The organism is Luteimonas panaciterrae (assembly GCF_020511115.1).
Classification (GTDB): Bacteria; Pseudomonadota; Gammaproteobacteria; order Xanthomonadales; family Xanthomonadaceae; genus Luteimonas; species Luteimonas panaciterrae.
The window spans coordinates 1-17,121 of record NZ_JAJAVH010000007.1; the positions used below are offsets into that span (position 1 = coordinate 1).

The window sequence follows — 17,121 nt, forward strand, 5'->3', positions numbered from 1 at the left end:
CTCGAGAGCGTGGTGACGTTGTTGTTGCCGTCCTTCACCGTGGCGACCGTGCCGTCGGTGTTGTAGGTGAGGGTTTGCTTGAGCTTGCCGAAGGCATAGGTCTTCAGCGGCAGCGCGGTATTGGCGTCGTAGTCGGTCTGCGACATGACATCGCCGTCGCAAGCGGAGCTGGCCGGGACCGAGGCTGTGCAGGTCACGGACTTGATCTGGCCTAGCACCCACTTCGACAAATGATCTGAGTACGCCGTTGTCTCGCTGCGGCTGTAGCCCAACGAACTCGACTTGGTCACGCTCAAGGGGCGGGCAAAAGTGTCGAACGCATTTGCGCCCACCGTATTAGTAAACGTCACGCCGTCCTGCGTGATAGTGGTCTTCTTTACCGGCCGGATAAGGCTGTCGTCTAAGGTCGGTGCTCTAATATTTCTTATGAAGGGCAAGCTCTGACCAGGGACATTCTGATACTCGATCAATTTATCCATAACAACAGCCCCGCTCGCAGCAAGAATACGTTCCTGCAATAACAACCCCTCGTCTACCGGCGTCTCAGCCGCCTCCGAAGCGAACCTCTTCCCATATCGATATTGGTGCTTGGTACCATCAGGGGCGGCTAATATGCTCCATTTTTCCGAGCTACCCGATATGGTTTGATCGAAAGAAAAAGTCGTCGTTTGTGATTCGACACCCAGCCCGGAAATGACCTTCTCGGATATCGCCCACCTATCGAAAAATGCGGGATTGCTGCAACTATTATTTACCGCAGGAACTCGCCACGCCCTTACCTTATTAAAGGTGAATCTTCCATTTATGCCAGCCGGATGCCTAATCGAGTATTGGAATGGCGGCGGGTAAATGGTTTCCCAGGACATGCATGGATCAGCTATTTCACCATCAGGCGGATCGACTTCCCTCGAAGCCCTCAAACTCCCAGATTTTTGATAGGTCCATTGCTCTCCTGTTGGCAGAGTTACGCTAATCAGTCCATAAGCACCATCGCCATAACCATAAGACCAGACTCGACCATTAGCAGAAGCCGTTGCAACGCGCCCACCAGAATAAGTGATGGAAATATCCCTCCCATCACTGGATGAAATTCCCGACAACATTCCACCAGAATAACTATAGCTTACCCAATTCCCGACTCTATCTTCGACCCTGGTAGCTAAAAGAAAAACACGCTTTCGGTACGCTCTAGCGATAGTCCCTGGACCAGAAAGATACTTTTGTATTTGAGCAGCGCCACGCTCAACCCCCCAATCGAAGTAATATTTCGTACCGTCTGGAGCCAGAGCAACAAAGCCTTCTCCGGAGTAATTCTTCGTTTGCGCCAAACAGCCGAGGCGCATGCCACTCACTGTTGCCCACGGATAGCTTGCTCCAGACACCGTCGGCACCCCGGGGTCCGCAACAACGATTTTTTCATCGCCACGCCCTGGAATATGCAAAGTTGTCCCACGCCAGAAATCGAAGATATAAAAATTATCTACAAACTCTGCAGGCAGCTTTAATTCACTACAGCGTTTACCACGATCGGGGGCGTCTACAACCCATCCATCTGTCGAAAAAGTGCCTTCAAGGTAAGGGACTTCAACATCCCAATCCTCGAAGCCACCAAGAAACCAGTCATTGTTGTCAGTATTGTCTTGCCAGTTGGCGTTCCGATCAGAAATTGAGAAGCGTCGCCCCAACGCAACGGGAAGGGCATTGTTCCCTGGGAGACTTATGTCGTTAATCACGAACTCCGCAGAACCCGAGAACATAGAGATTTTCTCTCCAAACGGGGCATCTCCCAATGGTGAAACTTGTCGGGCGGCTGTCACACTTTTTTCATATTCTTGATACGGATAAACAGCCTGCGCCATGACATCAGGCGCCACGGCTGCCAATGCAACCAATCCCCAAACAAAATTTTTCATTCCGCCTCCATGACGGCCAATCAAAAAAACGGCACCTCTGAATTTCCGGGTTGATTTAATCATTGGGCCATCTCAAAACTCAAGAATGGATTTATGAATACGTGGACACAAAAAAGCGGGCCCTTTCGGGCCCGCCTCAGTACAACAACTTTACTAGTTGGTCTTACTTGAAGGTGTACTTCACGCCCAGCGTGTAGTAACGACCAATCGCACCATCGAAGTCCATCGGGTTGTAGTTGATGGCACCGTAGGTCGTCGGATCCAGAGGCGCGATCCGGTCGGTCACGTTCTGAATCGAACCGAAGACTTCCCACGACTCGGCCGGGCTCCAGCGACCCGACAGATCGATGGTATAGAACGAGTCGACACGGCAACCATGCGGCGCATCGGGACCGTCATCCGTGTAGATGGCGGCGCAACCGTTTTCGTCGTTCTCGAACGCGACGTTCTTCATGCCGCTGCGATAGTTGACGACGCTGCTGAGGGTGAAGTTATCGTTGTAGTCCCAGGTGGCGCCAAAGTTGATGCGATCCTTCGGAGTACCGATGCAGTTCGTGACGTCGCAGTTGCCGTGAGTGCCGGCGTACTCGACCTTGTCATCACCGTCTTCACGCTCGAACTTGGTGACGTGGCTCCACTGCAGGTCAAGCGTCAGCTTGCCGGCACTGCCCAGCTCGAAGCGCTGGCGCACGTCGAGGTCAACACCACGCACGCGGGTGGAGGTGGAGTTGATGTACTGAGACAGCACGGCCAGCAAGGTACCGGTGTTCGGGATCTCCGCACCATTGACGATCAGGTTGTCATCGCTACGGAGCGCACGGCCATTGGCGATCGAGTTGCCGACGGATTCCGTGTTGATCTCGTTGTCGCGATCGATCTGCCAAGCATCGAGCGTGATCGACGTGCTGGACGTCGGATCGAACACCAGACCCACCGTATAGCTCTTGGACTCTTCGGGCTTCAGATCGGTGTTACCCGTCGTGATCAGGCCGACAGTTCCGGAACCGCAGGTCGGAACCGGATTGGCACCCGGATACGGGTTGCCGCCCGGGCAACGGATCGGATCGCTCGCCGTCGTGAACGCGGCCAGCTGGCCGGTCTTTTCCGCCGGGTTCGGAGCGCGGAAGCCTTCGGCGTAGGTGGCGCGCAGCGCGACCCACTCAGCCGGCTTCCACTTGATGCCGAACTTCGGCGTGAAGGAATTGTCACCATCCTTGTAGCTGTCGAAGCGCAGCGCGCCGGACAGTTCCAGGGACTCCAGCACCGGTGCATTCAATTCCGCGTAGGCGCTGGCGACTTCTTCCTTGCCGTCATAAGCCGAGTAACCGAGACCGATGATGTCACCGATGTCGGTGAAGGTGGTCGGCACCAGCTTGACGGTCTGACGGCGATATTCGGCGCCAAACGCCAGGCCGAGCGCGCCGCCCTTCAGATCCATCAGAGCGCGCGAAGCCTTGAAGTCGACGGTGTCGAGCTTCGTCTGGCCGTTGGCTTCGATCGTCGGCGAGATGTAGTCGTAGAGTGCCTGCGAGTTCTGGCCTGCATCGGCACCGATGCGCCACCAGCCGACCGGGCTGTTGGGATCATTCAGCACCGTGCGAACGCGGCTGTTCACCAGGAAGCCATCGCGCTTGTTGACGATGTCGCTCTGGGAGTGCAGGTATCCGACGTCGTAATCCCACGCGCCCGCCGTACCCTTGACGCCGGCGAGGAAGCGCATGAACTCATTGTCGGTGTTGTTGGTGCGCGGACCGACGTCCCATGCCGAATAACGTATGCGGCCCGTCAGGCCAAGCACGTTGTCGGGATGCGCGGCATTGATCGTCATCTGAGTCGGACCGCTGCCGGTCACGACCGCGCCACCCGGATAACCCCACGTACCGGACACGGCCGACGGGGTGTTGTGGAACGTGGTTTCCTTCTTCGAATAACCGAACTCGGTGTAGAGCTCCGCGTTGTCGTTGATCGCGAAGGTGCCGCGCGCGAAGAAGTTCATGAACTTCTCGCTGGGCGCCAGATCGCGGAACTTGGAAACGTCCCAAAGGCAGCCGCCATTCGGATCGCCCGGAGGTGCGACGTTGGTGAACTGCTCGCAGCCTTCGAGGTAGGTGTATTCCAGCGTGTTCGGATCACGGATCGCGCCGACCGGAGAGTTGGTGGCCACGCCGTTGTTCATGAAACCAGCCAGGCCGGAAGCGTGGTTGATGGCATAGCCCCAGCGACGCAGGTCACCGCTACCGATCCACTTGCGATCCTTGCGATCGCTCATCTTGATGCCGTCGGACTTGCTGGCTTCCGCGGTGAAGAAGAAGTTGTAGCCGTCGGTCGACAGATCACCCCAGCCAGCGGTGACGGAGCCCTTGCGGGTATCGCCGTCGCCATCGCCGGAGATGCCGTACGAACCGCGCACGGTCACGCCGTTGAAATCCTTGCGGAGGATGATGTTCACCACGCCCGCGATCGCGTCGGAACCGTAGATCGCCGAAGCGCCGTCCTTCAGGACGTCGACGCGTTCGACCGCATCCAGAGGAATCGTGCTGAGGTCGGTGAAGACCTTCTGGCCGTCATCCGCCAGACCGAACGGCGCGATGCGGCGACCGTTCAACAGAACCAGCGTGGAGCCTGCGCCCAGACCGCGCAGCGAGATACCGGCGCCGCCGCCTGCGAAGCCGTTGCCGAAGGTCTTGGGAATCGATCCCTGACCGTCCACCGTCAGCGTCTGCAAATATTCGGCGATCGTGGTCTTGCCCGTGCGATCGATCTCTTCGCGCGTGATCACCTGCACCGGCGAAGCGGTTTCGGTGTCGGTACGCGGGATGTTGGAGCCGGTGACCTCGATGCGATCGAGGGTCTTGGGCTCTTCCTGGGCTGCCGCGCTGCCGGCGAAGGCAACGACGCCCGTCGTCATCGCCAGCGCGATGGCATCGCGCAGGCAGTTACGTCTGAAGTTCATCTCTCTCTCCAAAAATGAAATAACAAATTTTGCTCCCCGCTTGGGCGATCCCTAAGATTGCCGGGCCAAAGCCCCTAGCCCGACCACCCAGAGGTCGATACTAGATGGGTTTTAACAATATTTAAACCCCACGAGAAAATCTTGACATCCCGTTCAGGGAATTTGTGATTTTGGTTCCAGTCAGGAAGCCGTCAGGCTTTCCGGAAGGCATCCGAGCGCGGCGCACCCCCGCCTCCGGCCGACAAGAAATCCAATGATTTGAACCTCTTACGAAGATCGCATGCTCTTCGGAACGGGCTCGCCGATCCGGGACCAGCGCCGTTCGCCTCCGCTTCCGCTCGGTAGCGCAAGAGGACCCCTTCTTGCCCCCTCTTGCACCGCAGCATCGACTAAGCGCAATTTTGATTCGCCGTGGCGTCCGGATGCAGGACCTAACCCCGGATGTGGACTACGTGCGTTATCGACTGTGCTTTGCAACCAATGGAGGTGGGTCATGGTGCTGCAACACGCTCGTTCTTCTTTTCATATCCCGTGGGACAAGGTCGAAACCTCTCGCATCGTTGCCACGACAGGTGCGATCGCGCTCAACATAGCGATTCTGATGTTGTTGCTAGTGCCAGCAGCACGCCTGCTGCCTCAGCCGGACAAGCCGTTTATCTGGTACATGCCGCCGGAGAAGGTAACTCCGCCCCCGACCCCACCACCGACAACGGTTCCCGTTACCCCCACCACTCAGCCCACGGCACGGATACCCGTCGTGACGCCTCCCGCTGTCGATCCGCCGTTATCGGAGCAAATCATCGATCCGATGGGCACGATACCTGCCGATCCCGTCGTCACTACGCCTGCCGTCACCACGCCACCCACAACGATCGCTTCAACCGAGCCTATAGCTGGCGCGCATTTGGAATATCTGCATGCGCCGCCACCGAAATACACCCGCGAACTCATGATGGCGCGCGCGGAGGGAACGGTATTGTTGCAAGTGTTGGTTGATGTCGATGGCAAACCGCTGGAAGTCAAGATTCTGAAGAGCAGCGGCACACGGCAGCTCGACGAACTGGCACGGCGTACTGTGTTGAAGTGGGCCTTCCGGCCGGCAACTCGCGACGGACAACCCGTAAAGGCAATCGGCAACATCCCGATCGACTTCAAGCTCCAATGATTGGATAGACAATCAATACGAAAGCCCGCCATCAAGGCGGGCTTTCTTTTCCATAGACACCTGTTTCAGAAACGCAGCCTGCTCCGTTCCGCTGCGGAACGTGGATCAGGCGCCCCGTATCGCCGATGTTTCACGCGCGGTGATAAGGATGATTCGTCAGCAACGCCGCAGCGCGATACAGCTGCTCGGCCAACACCAGCCGCACCAGCATGTGCGGCAACGTCAAGGGTCCCAGCGACCACCGCTCGTCCGCGCGTGTTAGCACTTCGGCGGCATGCCCTTCGGGCCCGCCGATCAGAAAGGCGAGATCGCGCCCCTGCCCGCGCCAATGTTCGAGACGCTGGGCCAGCTGTTCGGAGGTGTAAGGCGTCCCTCGCCCATCGAGCACGACGACATGCGCTTGCTTCGGCAATGCGGCCAGCACGCGCGCGCCCTCGTCCTGGGTGGCGCGTGCGACGTCGCGATTCTTGCCGCGAAGTCCCGGCGCGATCTCGACCAGGTCGAGCGGCAGCCAGTGCGAGAGGCGTTTGCGATATTCGGCGAAGCCTTCCGCGACCCAGGGCGGTGCGTTTTCGCCGACGGCGATGAGGCGGGCTTTCATGCGCGGATGGTAGCGTCAGCGACATGAGCCGCTCCGCCCCCGCTTCCATCCGTCATCGACGGACGAAAGAAAGGCTCAGAGCGATCGTTCGGCCGCGGTTCCCGAATCGGCGTCTTCCGGCGGCTGGTCGCCGACCGTCCACAGCCGCTCCAGCGCGTAGAACTCACGCACGCGCGGCAGCATGATGTGAACGACGACGTCGCCAAGATCGACCAGCACCCATTCGGCCTCACGCTCGCCTTCCACGCCGAGCGGTTGGCAATCGAGCTGCTTGGCGTGCTTGATCACCTCGTCGGCCACCGATTTGACGTGGCGTGACGAAGTGCCGGAAGCGACGATCATGAAATCGCAGACGCTGGTCTTGCCGCGAACATCGATCTCGACGACATCCTGGGCCTTGAGGTTGTCGACGGCAGCATGGACGGCCTTGAGCAAGGCTTCGGCCGGCGGCGGCGGATTGGGAAGACGGGTCTTGATGACTTGGGCGGGACTGGTCAAGGGCACTGACTCGTGGGGTTGCGCCTGAATTATAGCGAAGACGATCGCCGGGACTCGTGACCGTACAGATGGTGCCGTTCGATGTAGTCGGCGACGGCGGCGGGCACGCCATCCCGCCAGGGCGCGCCCGAGGCGATCAGATCGCGGATTTCGGTCGCGGATTCGTCGTGCAGCGGCTGGCGCAGGCGGAAGATACGGCCGGCGGGCGCGGTTTCGAGGTCGGAAGGGGCACTGACCCAGCGTCCGGACGCGATGGCGGCCAGTTCAGGCGGCAGGCCGTCGTCTAGCGGGTTGCCGGGGCGCTCGGCCACCACGAAATGGGCGAAGGTGAACAGGTCGCGCCAATCCTTCCAGGTCGGCAGCCCGAGGAAGCTGTCGGCACCGACCAGTAGCGCCAGGGGCGCTTCGGGGCCGTATTCGGCGCGCAGGGCATGCAGGGTGTCGATGCTGTAGCTGCGGCCCTCTCCGCTCTCAAAGGCACGCCTGAGTTCGAGGCGATCGACGCACAGGCCGGCCTCGCCGGCGACGGCCAGATCCAGCATCGCCGCGCGCTGCCGCGCATCGGCGCCCGGCGGCGGACGGTGCGGCGGGTCCGCGGCCGGCATCAGCCGGATCGTGCGGTCGAGCGCGGCATGCGCGGCGCGCGCGATCGCCAGATGGCCGTTGTGGACGGGGTCGAAGGTGCCGCCGTAGTAGACGCGCAGCTTCACGGGACGAGGGATGCGGCCTTGGCTTCGCTCACCGCCAGCAGCAGGCGTTCGAGCACCTGCCAGGCGTCTCCGGCCGCGCGGCCCTTGCTGATGCGGTCGACACGGCCGGCTTCGGCCACGAAACGCTCCCAGCGCGGCGCGGCATGGCGTTGCAGCGCGCGGCGATAGGTGGCCTGCTTGGAGTCCCATACGCGTTGCGCCTTGAACTCGCCGGCGAGATTGCCGCCACGTGCCTGCACGCGTGCGAGCGCGGCCGTGAGCTGCAGCTCCCGCACCACCATGCCCATCAGCGCCGGCACCGCCTCGCCCTCGGCGCGCAGGCCGGCAAGCATGCGCGAGACTTGCGCGGGCTGACCGTTGAGCGTGGCGTCGATCAGGCGGAACACGTCGAAACGGGCGGCATCGGCCACCAGCGATTCCATACGCGCGGCATCCAGCGGCTGGCCATCGGCGAGCAGCGCGAGCTTGTCGATCTCCTGCGCGGCCGCCAGCAGATTGCCCTCCACGCGCTGGACCAGTCGCTGCACGGCGTCGCGGTCGGCATGCACGCCGCGGCTGCGCAGGCGGCTTTCGACCCAGTCGGTCATCTCGTGCGGTTTCACCGCCCAGGCGACGACGAGATGGCCGATGCGGGCGATGGCCTCGCTCCACTTGCCGCCGTGCTGACGGCTCCACTCGCCGCCGGTGATGAGCAGCGCGGTGTCACCGGGCGGCTCGGCGCAATAGTCGGCGATGACCTCGGCGCCGTCCTTGCCGGGCTTGGCGGTCGGCAGGCGCAATTCGATCAGGCGTTGCGCGGAGAACAGGCTCGGGGCGCGGAAGCTCGCCGCGAGCGCGTCCCAGTCGAAATCGCGGCTGTCGGCGTCGAACACTTCGCGCTCGGCGTAGCCCTGCTCGCGCGCCCGCGCGCGAACGGCGTCGGCGGCCTCGATCACGCGCAGCGGTTCCGGCCCGGCGATCAGATAGGCCGGACGCAACGGTTCGGCGCGCAACTGCGCGGAGAGGCGTTCCGGACTCAGTTCCATGCCAGCATCGCGACCGACATTCCGCTCATCGCATTGATCAGGGCGGCGCGTTGAGATCGGGCAGCGTGACGTCCGTGGGCTCGGTCGGCGTTTCCGGCTTCGGCGAGCGTGCGGCGGCGTCGATGCGGCGCAGGATCGCCGCCGTCATGTCCTTGCGCATTTCCTTGGTGAGCAGGTCGACCTCGCTCTCGGCGCCGGTGGGGCTGGTCGGCGACGACACATAATCGCGCGCCAGCTCCACCACCTGCTTCGGCACGAACACGGAGCCGTCGGCCTTGGTGAAGGAGAACACCACCGCGTAGCGCAGCGTGAATTCCTGCGCGCGGCCGTACTGGTCGACGCTGATCGGCAACGAGCCCCACTTCTCCGACACGACGCTCAACACCGCCTTGCCGGTGGGAGCGCCTTCGGTCGACGCCTCGACCCCGGCGCGTTCCAGCGCCTGCACCACCGACTGCGCCAGCGGGCTGTAGGGATTGCGCGACGCCACGAGGATCTGGCCGACATCCGGCGGCAGCGTCAACGCGCTGCGCAGATGGAATCCGCACGCGGTCAGGACCAGCGCGAGGGCGGCGATCGCAGCGGTTCGAAGAAGGCGGGGCCTGCTCGGAAGGGCTTTTCTCATGCGCGCAGTCTGGACGAGACGGCTATGGGCGGCAAGCGCGAGGGGTTGGGGATCGCGCCCTGCCGCCATTTCGCGTTCAGGCAACAACGATGTTGACGATCTTGCCGGGCACGATGATCAGCTTGCGTATCTGCTGGCCCTCGACGAACTTCGCCACATTCGGCTCGGCCAACGCAGCGGCTTCGATCTGTTCGCGCGGCGCATCGGCGGCGGCCTCGATCGTGCCGCGCAGCTTGCCGTTGACCTGCACCGCCAGCGTCACGCTGTCGCGCACGAGCGCGGCGGGATCGGCCTGCGGGAACGGCACGTCCTCGAGCACCGTCTCGGCATGGCCGAGCGCCTGCCACAGGGCGTGGCTGACGTGCGGCGTCACCGGGTTGAGCAGCAGCACCATCGTCTGCAGCGTCTCGTGGCGCAGCGCGCGGCCCTGGTCGCTCATGTCATCGAACTTCGACACCGCGTTGAGCAATTCCATCAGCGCCGCGATCGCGGTGTTGAAACTGTGGCGGCGGCCGTAATCGTCGCCCACTTTCTGGATGGTTTCGTGCAGCTGGCGGCGCAGCGTCTTCTGCGCCGGCGTCAGTGCCGAAACATCGACTTGCGGATGATCCGGCTGCGCGACATGCGTGGTCACCTCGCGCCAGAAGCGACGCAGGAAGCGGGCCATGCCTTCGACGCCGGCATCGCTCCACTCCAGCGACATGGTCGGCGGCGAGGCGAACATCGAGAACAGGCGCACGGTATCGGCGCCGTATTGCTCGACCAGCACCACCGGATCGACGCCGTTGTTCTTGGACTTGGACATCTTCTCGATGCCGCCGATCGCGACCGGCCCGCCGTCGCTCTTCAGCACCGCGCCGGTGATCTTGGCGCGTTCGTCGCGCAGGATTTCAACATCCGCGGGGTTGAACCATTCCTTGTTGCCGTTTTCCGTTTCGCGATAGAACGTTTCCGCCACCACCATGCCCTGCGTCAGCAGATTCGTCGCCGGCTCGTCGCTGTCGACCATGCCGGCGTCGCGCAGCAGCTTGTGATAGAAGCGGAAGTACATCAGATGCAGGATCGCGTGCTCGATGCCGCCGATGTACTGGTCCACCGGCAGCCAGTAGCGCGCGCGCTCGTCGATCATGTCGCTCGCGCCCGGCGAGGTGTAGCGGGCGTAGTACCAGCTCGACTCCATGAAGGTGTCGAAGGTGTCGGTCTCGCGCTCGGCCGCGCCGCCGCATTGCGGGCAGGTGGTCTTGCGCCATGCGGGATCGGCCTTGATCGGCGACTGCACGCCGGAAAACGCGACGTCTTCCGGCAGCAGCACCGGCAGCTGATCTTCCGGCACCGGCACGTCGCCGCACTTCGGGCACAGGATCACCGGAATCGGGCAACCCCAGTAGCGCTGGCGGCTCACGCCCCAGTCGCGCAGACGGTAGTTGACGCGGCGCGCACCGCGGCCGTCGTGTTCGAACTTCGCCGCCAGCGCGTCGAAGCTCTCGCGGTAATCCATGCCGTTGTATTCGTCGGAATTCACCAGCCAGCCGCGCTCGGTATAGGCCGCGTCGTCCTGGATGCCGCGCTCGAAGGCTTCCACCACCTGCACCGCGGCGCCGGTGTCGTAGACGTCGACCGCACCGCTTCCACCCAGCGCGGCGCGCATCGGGTCCTGGGCGCGCTCGACATCGGAGGCGATCTCGCTCAACGCATCGCGCACCTCCAGCGGCACCACCACCATGCGGATCGGCAGGCCGTAGGCCTTGGCGAATTCCCAGTCGCGCTGATCGTGCCCAGGCACCGCCATCACCGCGCCGGTGCCGTAGCCCATCAGCACGAAGTTGGCCACCCACACCGGCACTTCCTCGCCGCTGATCGGGTGGATCGCGCGCAGGCCGGTGTCCATGCCACGCTTCACCTGCGTTTCCAGTTCGGCTTCGGAGACGCCGCCCTTGCGCAGATCCTCGATGAAATCCGCCAGCTCGGAATTGGCCTGCGCGGCCTTATGTGCCAGCGGATGCTCGGCGGCGATCGAAATGAAGGTCACGCCCATCAATGTGTCGGGGCGCGTGGTGAACACGGTGAGCGGCGCGTCCTCGCCCTCGATGCGGAACTGGATCTCCAGGCCTTCGCTGCGGCCGATCCAGTTGCGCTGCATGGTCTTGACCGAATCCGGCCAACCGGGCAGCGCGTCGAGGCCATCCAGCAGCTCCTGCGCGTAGTCGGTGATCTTCAGGAACCACTGCGGAATCTCGCGCTTCTCGACCAAAGCACCGGTGCGCCAGCCGCGGCCGTCGATCACCTGTTCGTTGGCCAGCACGGTCTGGTCGACCGGGTCCCAGTTCACCACCGAGTTCTTGCGATAGGCCAATCCCTTTTTCATCAGCCGCACGAACATGCGCTGCTCGTGCACGTAGTACTCGGGCCGGCAGGTGGCGAACTCGCGCGACCAGTCGATGGCATAACCCATCGATTTCAGCTGCGCGCGCATGTGGTCGATGTTGGCGTAGGTCCACTTGGCCGGCGCGGTGTTGTTCTTGATCGCCGCGTTCTCGGCCGGCAGGCCGAAGGCGTCCCATGCCATCGGCTGCAGCACGTTCTTGCCGATCATGCGCTGGTAGCGGCTGATCACATCGCCGATGGTGTAGTTGCGCACATGGCCTACATGGAGCGCGCCGGACGGATACGGCAGCATCGAAAGGCAGAAATACTTCGGCTTCGAAGCATCCTCGCGCACCTCGTAGGCACGGGTGTCGGCCCAGTACTGCTGGGCGGCGGTTTCGACGGCTTTGGGGTCGTAGGCGGCGGTTTCGGCGGACACGGGGACGGCTGGCGCGCGGCCAGGCGGAAAGGATCAGGGCCGGAAAGCCTACCGCAGCGCAGCATTCACCGCCATCGCCGGAGCGCCGACAGCTCCAATGCCAGGCGCACGAGAGGTCTGGCGAAGCGCATCCCGGCATCGGGCCGGCAGGCCGGATGACGATGGACACCCGACAGGTTGCCGATGACGGACAGCACATGAGATTCGATGAAAGACCAGGCAAATTCGCACGCTCGCTTTGCACGCTTCTGGAGAATTGGGGATGAGGCCGCATCGATCCATGCGCAGCGCAGCATCGTTGACGGCGTTGTTGTGCCTCGTCGCGGCCTGGCTCCCGGGCGCCATCGCCGCCGTGCCGATGCGCACCTCGTTCGACATGCAGGTGCCCCTGGCGCCGACGCCGCTGAAAATCGCCGGCGTTCCGCAGCTCGTTTACGAATTGCACCTCACCAATTTCGCGGACGATGCCTTGACGCTCAAGCATGTCCAGGTGCTCGACGCGGCCGGCGCAACTCTGATCGACCTGCGCGGGCAGGAACTCGACCACAGGCTCGGAAGACCAGGCCTGACGACGGGCCAGAAAGACAAACGCGAGATCGCGCCAGGCATGCGCGCGGTGCTCTACATCGAGGTGCCGGTCCGCGACCGCGCGATGCCGCGCGAATTGCGGCATCGCATCGAGTACGCCAGCGCCAGCACGGGCGAAGCGACCGAGGTCGACGCCGTCGTCGAGGGCGCCCGCATCGCCGTGCTCGAGACACCACCTCCGTCGCTCAGCCCGCCGCTGCGGGGCGGGCCTTGGGCGGCGATCCATGATCCCGCGTGGCCGCGCGGACATCGCCGCGTGTTCTATGCGGTCGACGGCCGCGCATTTCTTCCGGGCCGCTATGCCATCGACTGGGTCAAGCTGGACGATCAGGGGCGCGAGGAGCGCTCCAGGAACGGCGGCAGCGACCAGGTGACCGACTGGTACGGTTACGGCGAAGACGTGCTGGCCGTCGCCGACGGCGTGATCGCCTCCACTCGCGACGATGTCGTCGAAAGCGCCACGATTTCCGCGCATCCCAAGCATTCGATTACCGATGCCAGCGGCAACTATGTCGCCCTCGATATCGGCAACGGCCGTTACGCTTTTTACGAGCATCTGAAACCCGGCAGCCTGCGCGTTCGCCCTGGACAGCGTGTGCGGCGCGGCGACGTCATCGCTTCGCTGGGTTTCACCGGCGATTCGACCGGTCCGCACCTGCATTTCCATGTCGCCGATGCCGACTCGCCGCTTGGTGCCGAAGGCGTGCCATACGTCTTCGACGGTTTCGAGATCCTCGGCCGTTACGAGGCGATCGGCGATCTCGGCAAGAAACGCTGGCAGCCCTATCCCGTGCCGGCGGAAGCCCATCGCAGCGGAGAACGCCCCGCTGCCAATGTCGTCTTGAAATTCGAAGCAGCATCGAAGCCGTAGCCATGTGCTCTCGTGATTCGCTCCGTAGCCACGGCTGCAAGCGCTCTGTCGGCACAGCCCCTCGCCGCGATGCGCAACCGGCCTCCCGCATACCGCTATGATCCTTGCGAATTTCTTACCCAGGGAAATCTCCGTGCATAGAATCGCTCCCGCGCTCGCATCCGCCATCGCCCTGGCTTCATCCGCGCCCCTGTTCGCCGCCGATGCTCCAACGGCTGTCGCCACCAAGGCGGTAGCACTGCATTGCGAGCATCTGTTCGACAGCCGCGGCGGCCGCGTCCTGGGCGCGCATACCGTGGTGGTGCGCGAGGGAAAAGTGGCCGACGTGGTGCCCGGGCGCGCCGAGATTCCCGATGCCGAATCCGTCGATCTGGCTGGCCGCACCTGCCTGCCGGGCTGGACCGACCTGCACGTGCACCTGGGCTCGCAATCCAGCCCGCAAAGCTATTCCGAAGGCTTTCGTCTCGACGAGGTCGATTTCGCCTTCCGCAGCGTCGGCTACGCCGAGAAGACCCTGCTCGCCGGCTTCACCAGCGTGCGCGACCTCGGCGGCGAAGTGGCGCCGCACCTGCGCGACGCGATCAACCAGGGCCTCGTGCGCGGTCCACGCATCTTTGCCGCCGGCAAGTCGATCGCCACCACCGGCGGCCATGCCGATCCCACCAACGGCTACAACTCCGAACTGTCGCACCTGCTCGGCCCGCCCGGCCCCACCGAGGGCGTGATCAACTCGATCGACGACGCCCGCCAGGCCGTGCGCCAGCGCTACAAGGACGGCAGTGACGTCATCAAGATCACCGCCACCGGCGGCGTGCTGTCGTACGCGAAATCCGGCGACGCGCCGCAGTTCACCGTGGACGAGGTGAAGGCCATCGTCGACACGGCCAAGGACTACGGCTACAAGGTCGCCGCGCACGCGCACGGCACCGAAGGCATGAAGCGCGCGGTGCTGGGCGGCGTGACCAGCATCGAGCACGGCACCTACATGACCGACGAGGTCATCTCGCTGATGAAGCAGAAAGGCACCTGGTACGTGCCGACGATCTACGCCGGCCGCTTCGTCGCCGACAAGGCCAAGGTCGATGGCTACTACCCCGAGGTCGTGCGCGCGAAGGCGGCACGTATCGGCGCGCAGATCCAGGGCACCGCCGCCAAGGCCTACAAGTCCGGTGTGAAGATCGCCTTCGGCACCGACATGGGCGTCGGTCCGCATGGCGACAACGCGCGCGAATTTCTCTACATGGTCGAAGCCGGCATGCCGGCCGCCTATGCGCTGCAGGCGGCGACGATCCGCGCCGCCGAAGTGCTTGGCGTCAGCGACCAGGGCGTGATCGAGGCCGGCAAGCGCGCCGACATCATCGCCCTGCCCGGCGACCCGGTCGCCGAGATCGGCAACGTGCTGAAGGTGGATTTCGTGATGAAGGACGGCGCGATCTACAAGCGCCCGGCGCAGAACGCTTCCGCATCGGGCAGCATTGTGCAGTGAACGCGCACTGGCTCGGCGCCGTCGCGGCCACGCTGACCACCGTGGCCTTCGTGCCACAGGCGCTGAAGACCATCCGCACGCGCGACACTCGCGGCATCTCGCTCGGGATGTACGTGATCTTCACGATCGGGATCGTTTGCTGGTTCGGCTATGGCCTGCTGCTGCAGTCGTGGCCGATGATCATCTCGAACGCGATCACCTTTTTGCTGGCGGCGACGATCCTGGCGCTGAAGCTTCGCTACGGGTGAACGCAGCCGCGCATTTCGTTCAACGCAGGGTTTCGAACCATTCACTACTCCGTCGCGACGGGGCGCCGTAGCATGCCTGCTTTCGCCAGTGGAACGCGCCGTGGACAACAAAGAGAATCTTGCTGTTGAGAAGCGCGTCGTTTTCGATTTCGAAATCGACTTCTCCAATGGCGGCGGCATCCAGGGTCAGGACTTCCGCCTCGACATCGACGGCGACGACATCTCCGATCACGAACTGGGCGATTACATCGTCCGTGATCTGCGCCTGCTGATGGTCGGCACCATCCGCATCCTCAACAAGCGGATCATCCGCGAGCGTCACAAGCGTGGCGAGATTTCCGTCGACGCGGCCGCAAACTCGGGCGCGCGCTTCATCGACCTCAGCCACAGCATCGAGCACGGCATGATCACCTACAAGGGGGTGCCGGCGCCGATCATCTGCGACTACTTGAGCCGTGAGCAGTCGCGCGCGCATTACGCATCGGGCACCGAGTTCCACATCGGCCAGGTGACGATGGTCGCCAACACCGGCACTTATCTCGACAGCCCTTTCCATCGCTATGCCGACGGCACCGATCTCGCCGGACTCGAACTCGACACGCTGGCGGAACTCGATGCCGTGGTCGTGCGCGTCACCGGTACCGGCAGCCGCGCGATCGGCCGCGAGGCCTTCCTCGCCAGCGACATCCACGGCAAGGCCGTGCTGGTGGAGACGGGATGGTCGCGACACTGGCGCACGGACCAGTATTTCGAAGGCCATCCCTATCTGACGGCAGAAGCCGCCACCCATCTGCGCGATGCCGGCGCGAAGCTGGTCGGCATCGATTCGTTGAACATCGACGACATCGAAGACGGCGAGCGCCCCGTGCACAGCACGCTGCTGCGCGCGGTCATTCCGATCGTGGAACATCTGTGCCGGCTCGATCAGCTGCCGATCGATGGTTTTCGCTTCAGCGCGGTGCCGGTGAAGGTGCACGGGATGGGCACCTTTCCCGTGCGCGCCTACGCCACGCTCCCTGCCTGACGCGCCGCCCGCGCGAGCGCGAGCCACCACAGGAACCAGACCGCGAACGCCGCGCGCTGCGCGATCGCCGCCGGCATCACCAGCGGTCCGAGCAGCGCCAGCATCACCAGTGTCGTCGCGGCCAGCACGACCGACCAGGCGGGTAGCGGACTGTCGCTGCCGCGCCATCGACCGATGGCGATCAGGATCGTGCCCGCGGCGAAGGCCACCCACCACAGCGTCCAGACCGAGGCGTGCAACCGGCTGACCACGGCTTCCAGATCTTGCGGATCGAGACGCAGCACGCCCTGCATGGCGAAGGCGAGCGCCGACAGCACTACCAGCCAGGCGCCGATGCGCAGCGACCATGGCGCGTTCGCCGACTGCGCTTCGCGCAGACGCCAGCCCACGAATGCCAGCAACAGTCCTGGCAATACGAATCCTGCGAAATTGAAGACCGGCGCGCGTGCGATGCCCTGCGCTCCCAGCAACGCGACCGGATGCAGCGTCTGCGAATAGCCTTCCAACACGCTTCCGAACACGATCACGCAGCCGGCGAACAGCAATGCGGCGACCCAGGCCGCCACGCGCACAGCGCGATTCATGCGATTCCCCGGCGCAATACGATTTCG

The 17,121-nt window shown here is 63.4% G+C and carries 13 protein-coding genes and 1 pseudogene; 5 read left to right on the forward strand and 9 right to left on the reverse strand.

All coding sequences use genetic code 11. The features are described 5' to 3' along the window. Together LG367_RS08125 and LG367_RS08130 are read right to left on the reverse strand one after the other, a co-directional pair. Positions 1–1,976 (reverse strand): annotated as a pseudogene (locus LG367_RS08125) (hypothetical protein); the annotation flags it as partial. Positions 1,977–2,076: 100 nt separating this feature from the next. Then, positions 2,077–4,866, reverse strand: coding sequence for a TonB-dependent receptor (locus tag LG367_RS08130; RefSeq protein WP_226468746.1), 2,790 nt, complete (start codon positions 4,864–4,866; stop codon positions 2,077–2,079). A 493-nt stretch (positions 4,867–5,359) separates the two neighbouring features. Between LG367_RS08130 and LG367_RS08135 the strand changes: the two genes are divergently transcribed. Further along, positions 5,360–6,031: an energy transducer TonB gene (locus tag LG367_RS08135; protein WP_226468747.1), complete on the forward strand. Its 672-nt coding sequence runs from the start codon at positions 5,360–5,362 to the stop codon at positions 6,029–6,031. A 130-nt stretch (positions 6,032–6,161) separates the two neighbouring features. Here LG367_RS08135 and rlmH read toward each other — a convergent pair whose 3' ends face one another. From rlmH to leuS, 6 genes are all read right to left on the reverse strand, one after another. Then, a complete protein-coding gene (gene rlmH, locus LG367_RS08140; RefSeq protein WP_226468748.1) occupies positions 6,162–6,632 on the reverse strand; it encodes a 23S rRNA (pseudouridine(1915)-N(3))-methyltransferase RlmH in 471 nt (156 codons plus the stop codon). 75 nt (positions 6,633–6,707) lie between these two features. After that, positions 6,708–7,130 carry a ribosome silencing factor gene (gene rsfS / locus LG367_RS08145; RefSeq protein WP_226468749.1) on the reverse strand — a complete coding sequence of 141 codons (423 nt, stop codon included), beginning with the start codon at positions 7,128–7,130 and terminating at the stop codon, positions 6,708–6,710. Between the two features lie 29 nt (positions 7,131–7,159). Then, a complete protein-coding gene (nadD, locus tag LG367_RS08150) occupies positions 7,160–7,840 on the reverse strand; it encodes a nicotinate-nucleotide adenylyltransferase (protein WP_226468750.1) in 681 nt (226 codons plus the stop codon). After that, positions 7,837–8,865 (reverse strand): DNA polymerase III subunit delta, encoded by a 1,029-nt coding sequence (gene holA / locus LG367_RS08155; protein WP_226468751.1) that lies wholly within the window; start codon positions 8,863–8,865, stop codon positions 7,837–7,839. The genes nadD and holA overlap by 4 nt, the downstream gene beginning before the upstream one ends. 37 nt (positions 8,866–8,902) lie before the next feature. Beyond that, complete coding sequence (locus LG367_RS08160) at positions 8,903–9,490, reverse strand: LPS-assembly lipoprotein LptE (protein WP_226468752.1); 588 nt, start codon at positions 9,488–9,490, stop codon at positions 8,903–8,905. Positions 9,491–9,566: 76 nt separating this feature from the next. Continuing rightward, entirely contained in the window at positions 9,567–12,293 is a 2,727-nt protein-coding gene (gene leuS, locus LG367_RS08165; protein ID WP_226468753.1) for a leucine--tRNA ligase, read from the reverse strand. A gap of 280 nt (positions 12,294–12,573) precedes the next feature. Between leuS and LG367_RS08170 the strand changes: the two genes are divergently transcribed. The 4 genes from LG367_RS08170 (at position 12,574) to LG367_RS08185 (ending at position 16,510) form a co-directional block, all read left to right on the forward strand. After that, a complete protein-coding gene (locus tag LG367_RS08170) occupies positions 12,574–13,752 on the forward strand; it encodes a M23 family metallopeptidase (RefSeq protein ID WP_226468754.1) in 1,179 nt (392 codons plus the stop codon). A gap of 133 nt (positions 13,753–13,885) precedes the next feature. Beyond that, positions 13,886–15,238 (forward strand): metal-dependent hydrolase family protein, encoded by a 1,353-nt coding sequence (locus LG367_RS08175; RefSeq protein ID WP_226468755.1) that lies wholly within the window; start codon positions 13,886–13,888, stop codon positions 15,236–15,238. Beyond that, positions 15,235–15,486 carry a SemiSWEET transporter gene (locus LG367_RS08180; RefSeq protein ID WP_226468756.1) on the forward strand — a complete coding sequence of 84 codons (252 nt, stop codon included), beginning with the start codon at positions 15,235–15,237 and terminating at the stop codon, positions 15,484–15,486. The genes LG367_RS08175 and LG367_RS08180 overlap by 4 nt, the downstream gene beginning before the upstream one ends. A gap of 100 nt (positions 15,487–15,586) precedes the next feature. Next, a complete protein-coding gene (locus LG367_RS08185) occupies positions 15,587–16,510 on the forward strand; it encodes a cyclase family protein (RefSeq protein WP_226468757.1) in 924 nt (307 codons plus the stop codon). Here the strand turns inward: LG367_RS08185 and LG367_RS08190 are convergent. Next, on the reverse strand, positions 16,489–17,094 hold the full coding sequence (locus tag LG367_RS08190) for a DUF998 domain-containing protein (RefSeq protein WP_226468758.1): 606 nt from the start codon (positions 17,092–17,094) through the stop codon (positions 16,489–16,491). The two genes, LG367_RS08185 and LG367_RS08190, sit on opposite strands and share 22 nt — an antisense overlap. Between the last annotated feature and the right edge of the window lie 27 nt (positions 17,095–17,121).

What these genes read in the sequence shown, in the direction of transcription:
- LG367_RS08130 (WP_226468746.1), bottom strand. Translation starts at nt 4,866, where the DNA reads ATGAACTTCAGACGTAACTGCCTGCGCGATGCCATCGCGCTGGCGATG.
- LG367_RS08135 (WP_226468747.1), top strand. Translation starts at nt 5,360, where the DNA reads ATGGTGCTGCAACACGCTCGTTCTTCTTTTCATATCCCGTGGGACAAG.
- rlmH (WP_226468748.1), bottom strand. Translation starts at nt 6,632, where the DNA reads ATGAAAGCCCGCCTCATCGCCGTCGGCGAAAACGCACCGCCCTGGGTC.
- holA (WP_226468751.1), bottom strand. Translation starts at nt 8,865, where the DNA reads ATGGAACTGAGTCCGGAACGCCTCTCCGCGCAGTTGCGCGCCGAACCG.
- LG367_RS08160 (WP_226468752.1), bottom strand. Translation starts at nt 9,490, where the DNA reads ATGAGAAAAGCCCTTCCGAGCAGGCCCCGCCTTCTTCGAACCGCTGCG.
- LG367_RS08170 (WP_226468754.1), top strand. Translation starts at nt 12,574, where the DNA reads ATGCGCAGCGCAGCATCGTTGACGGCGTTGTTGTGCCTCGTCGCGGCC.
- LG367_RS08190 (WP_226468758.1), bottom strand. Translation starts at nt 17,094, where the DNA reads ATGAATCGCGCTGTGCGCGTGGCGGCCTGGGTCGCCGCATTGCTGTTC.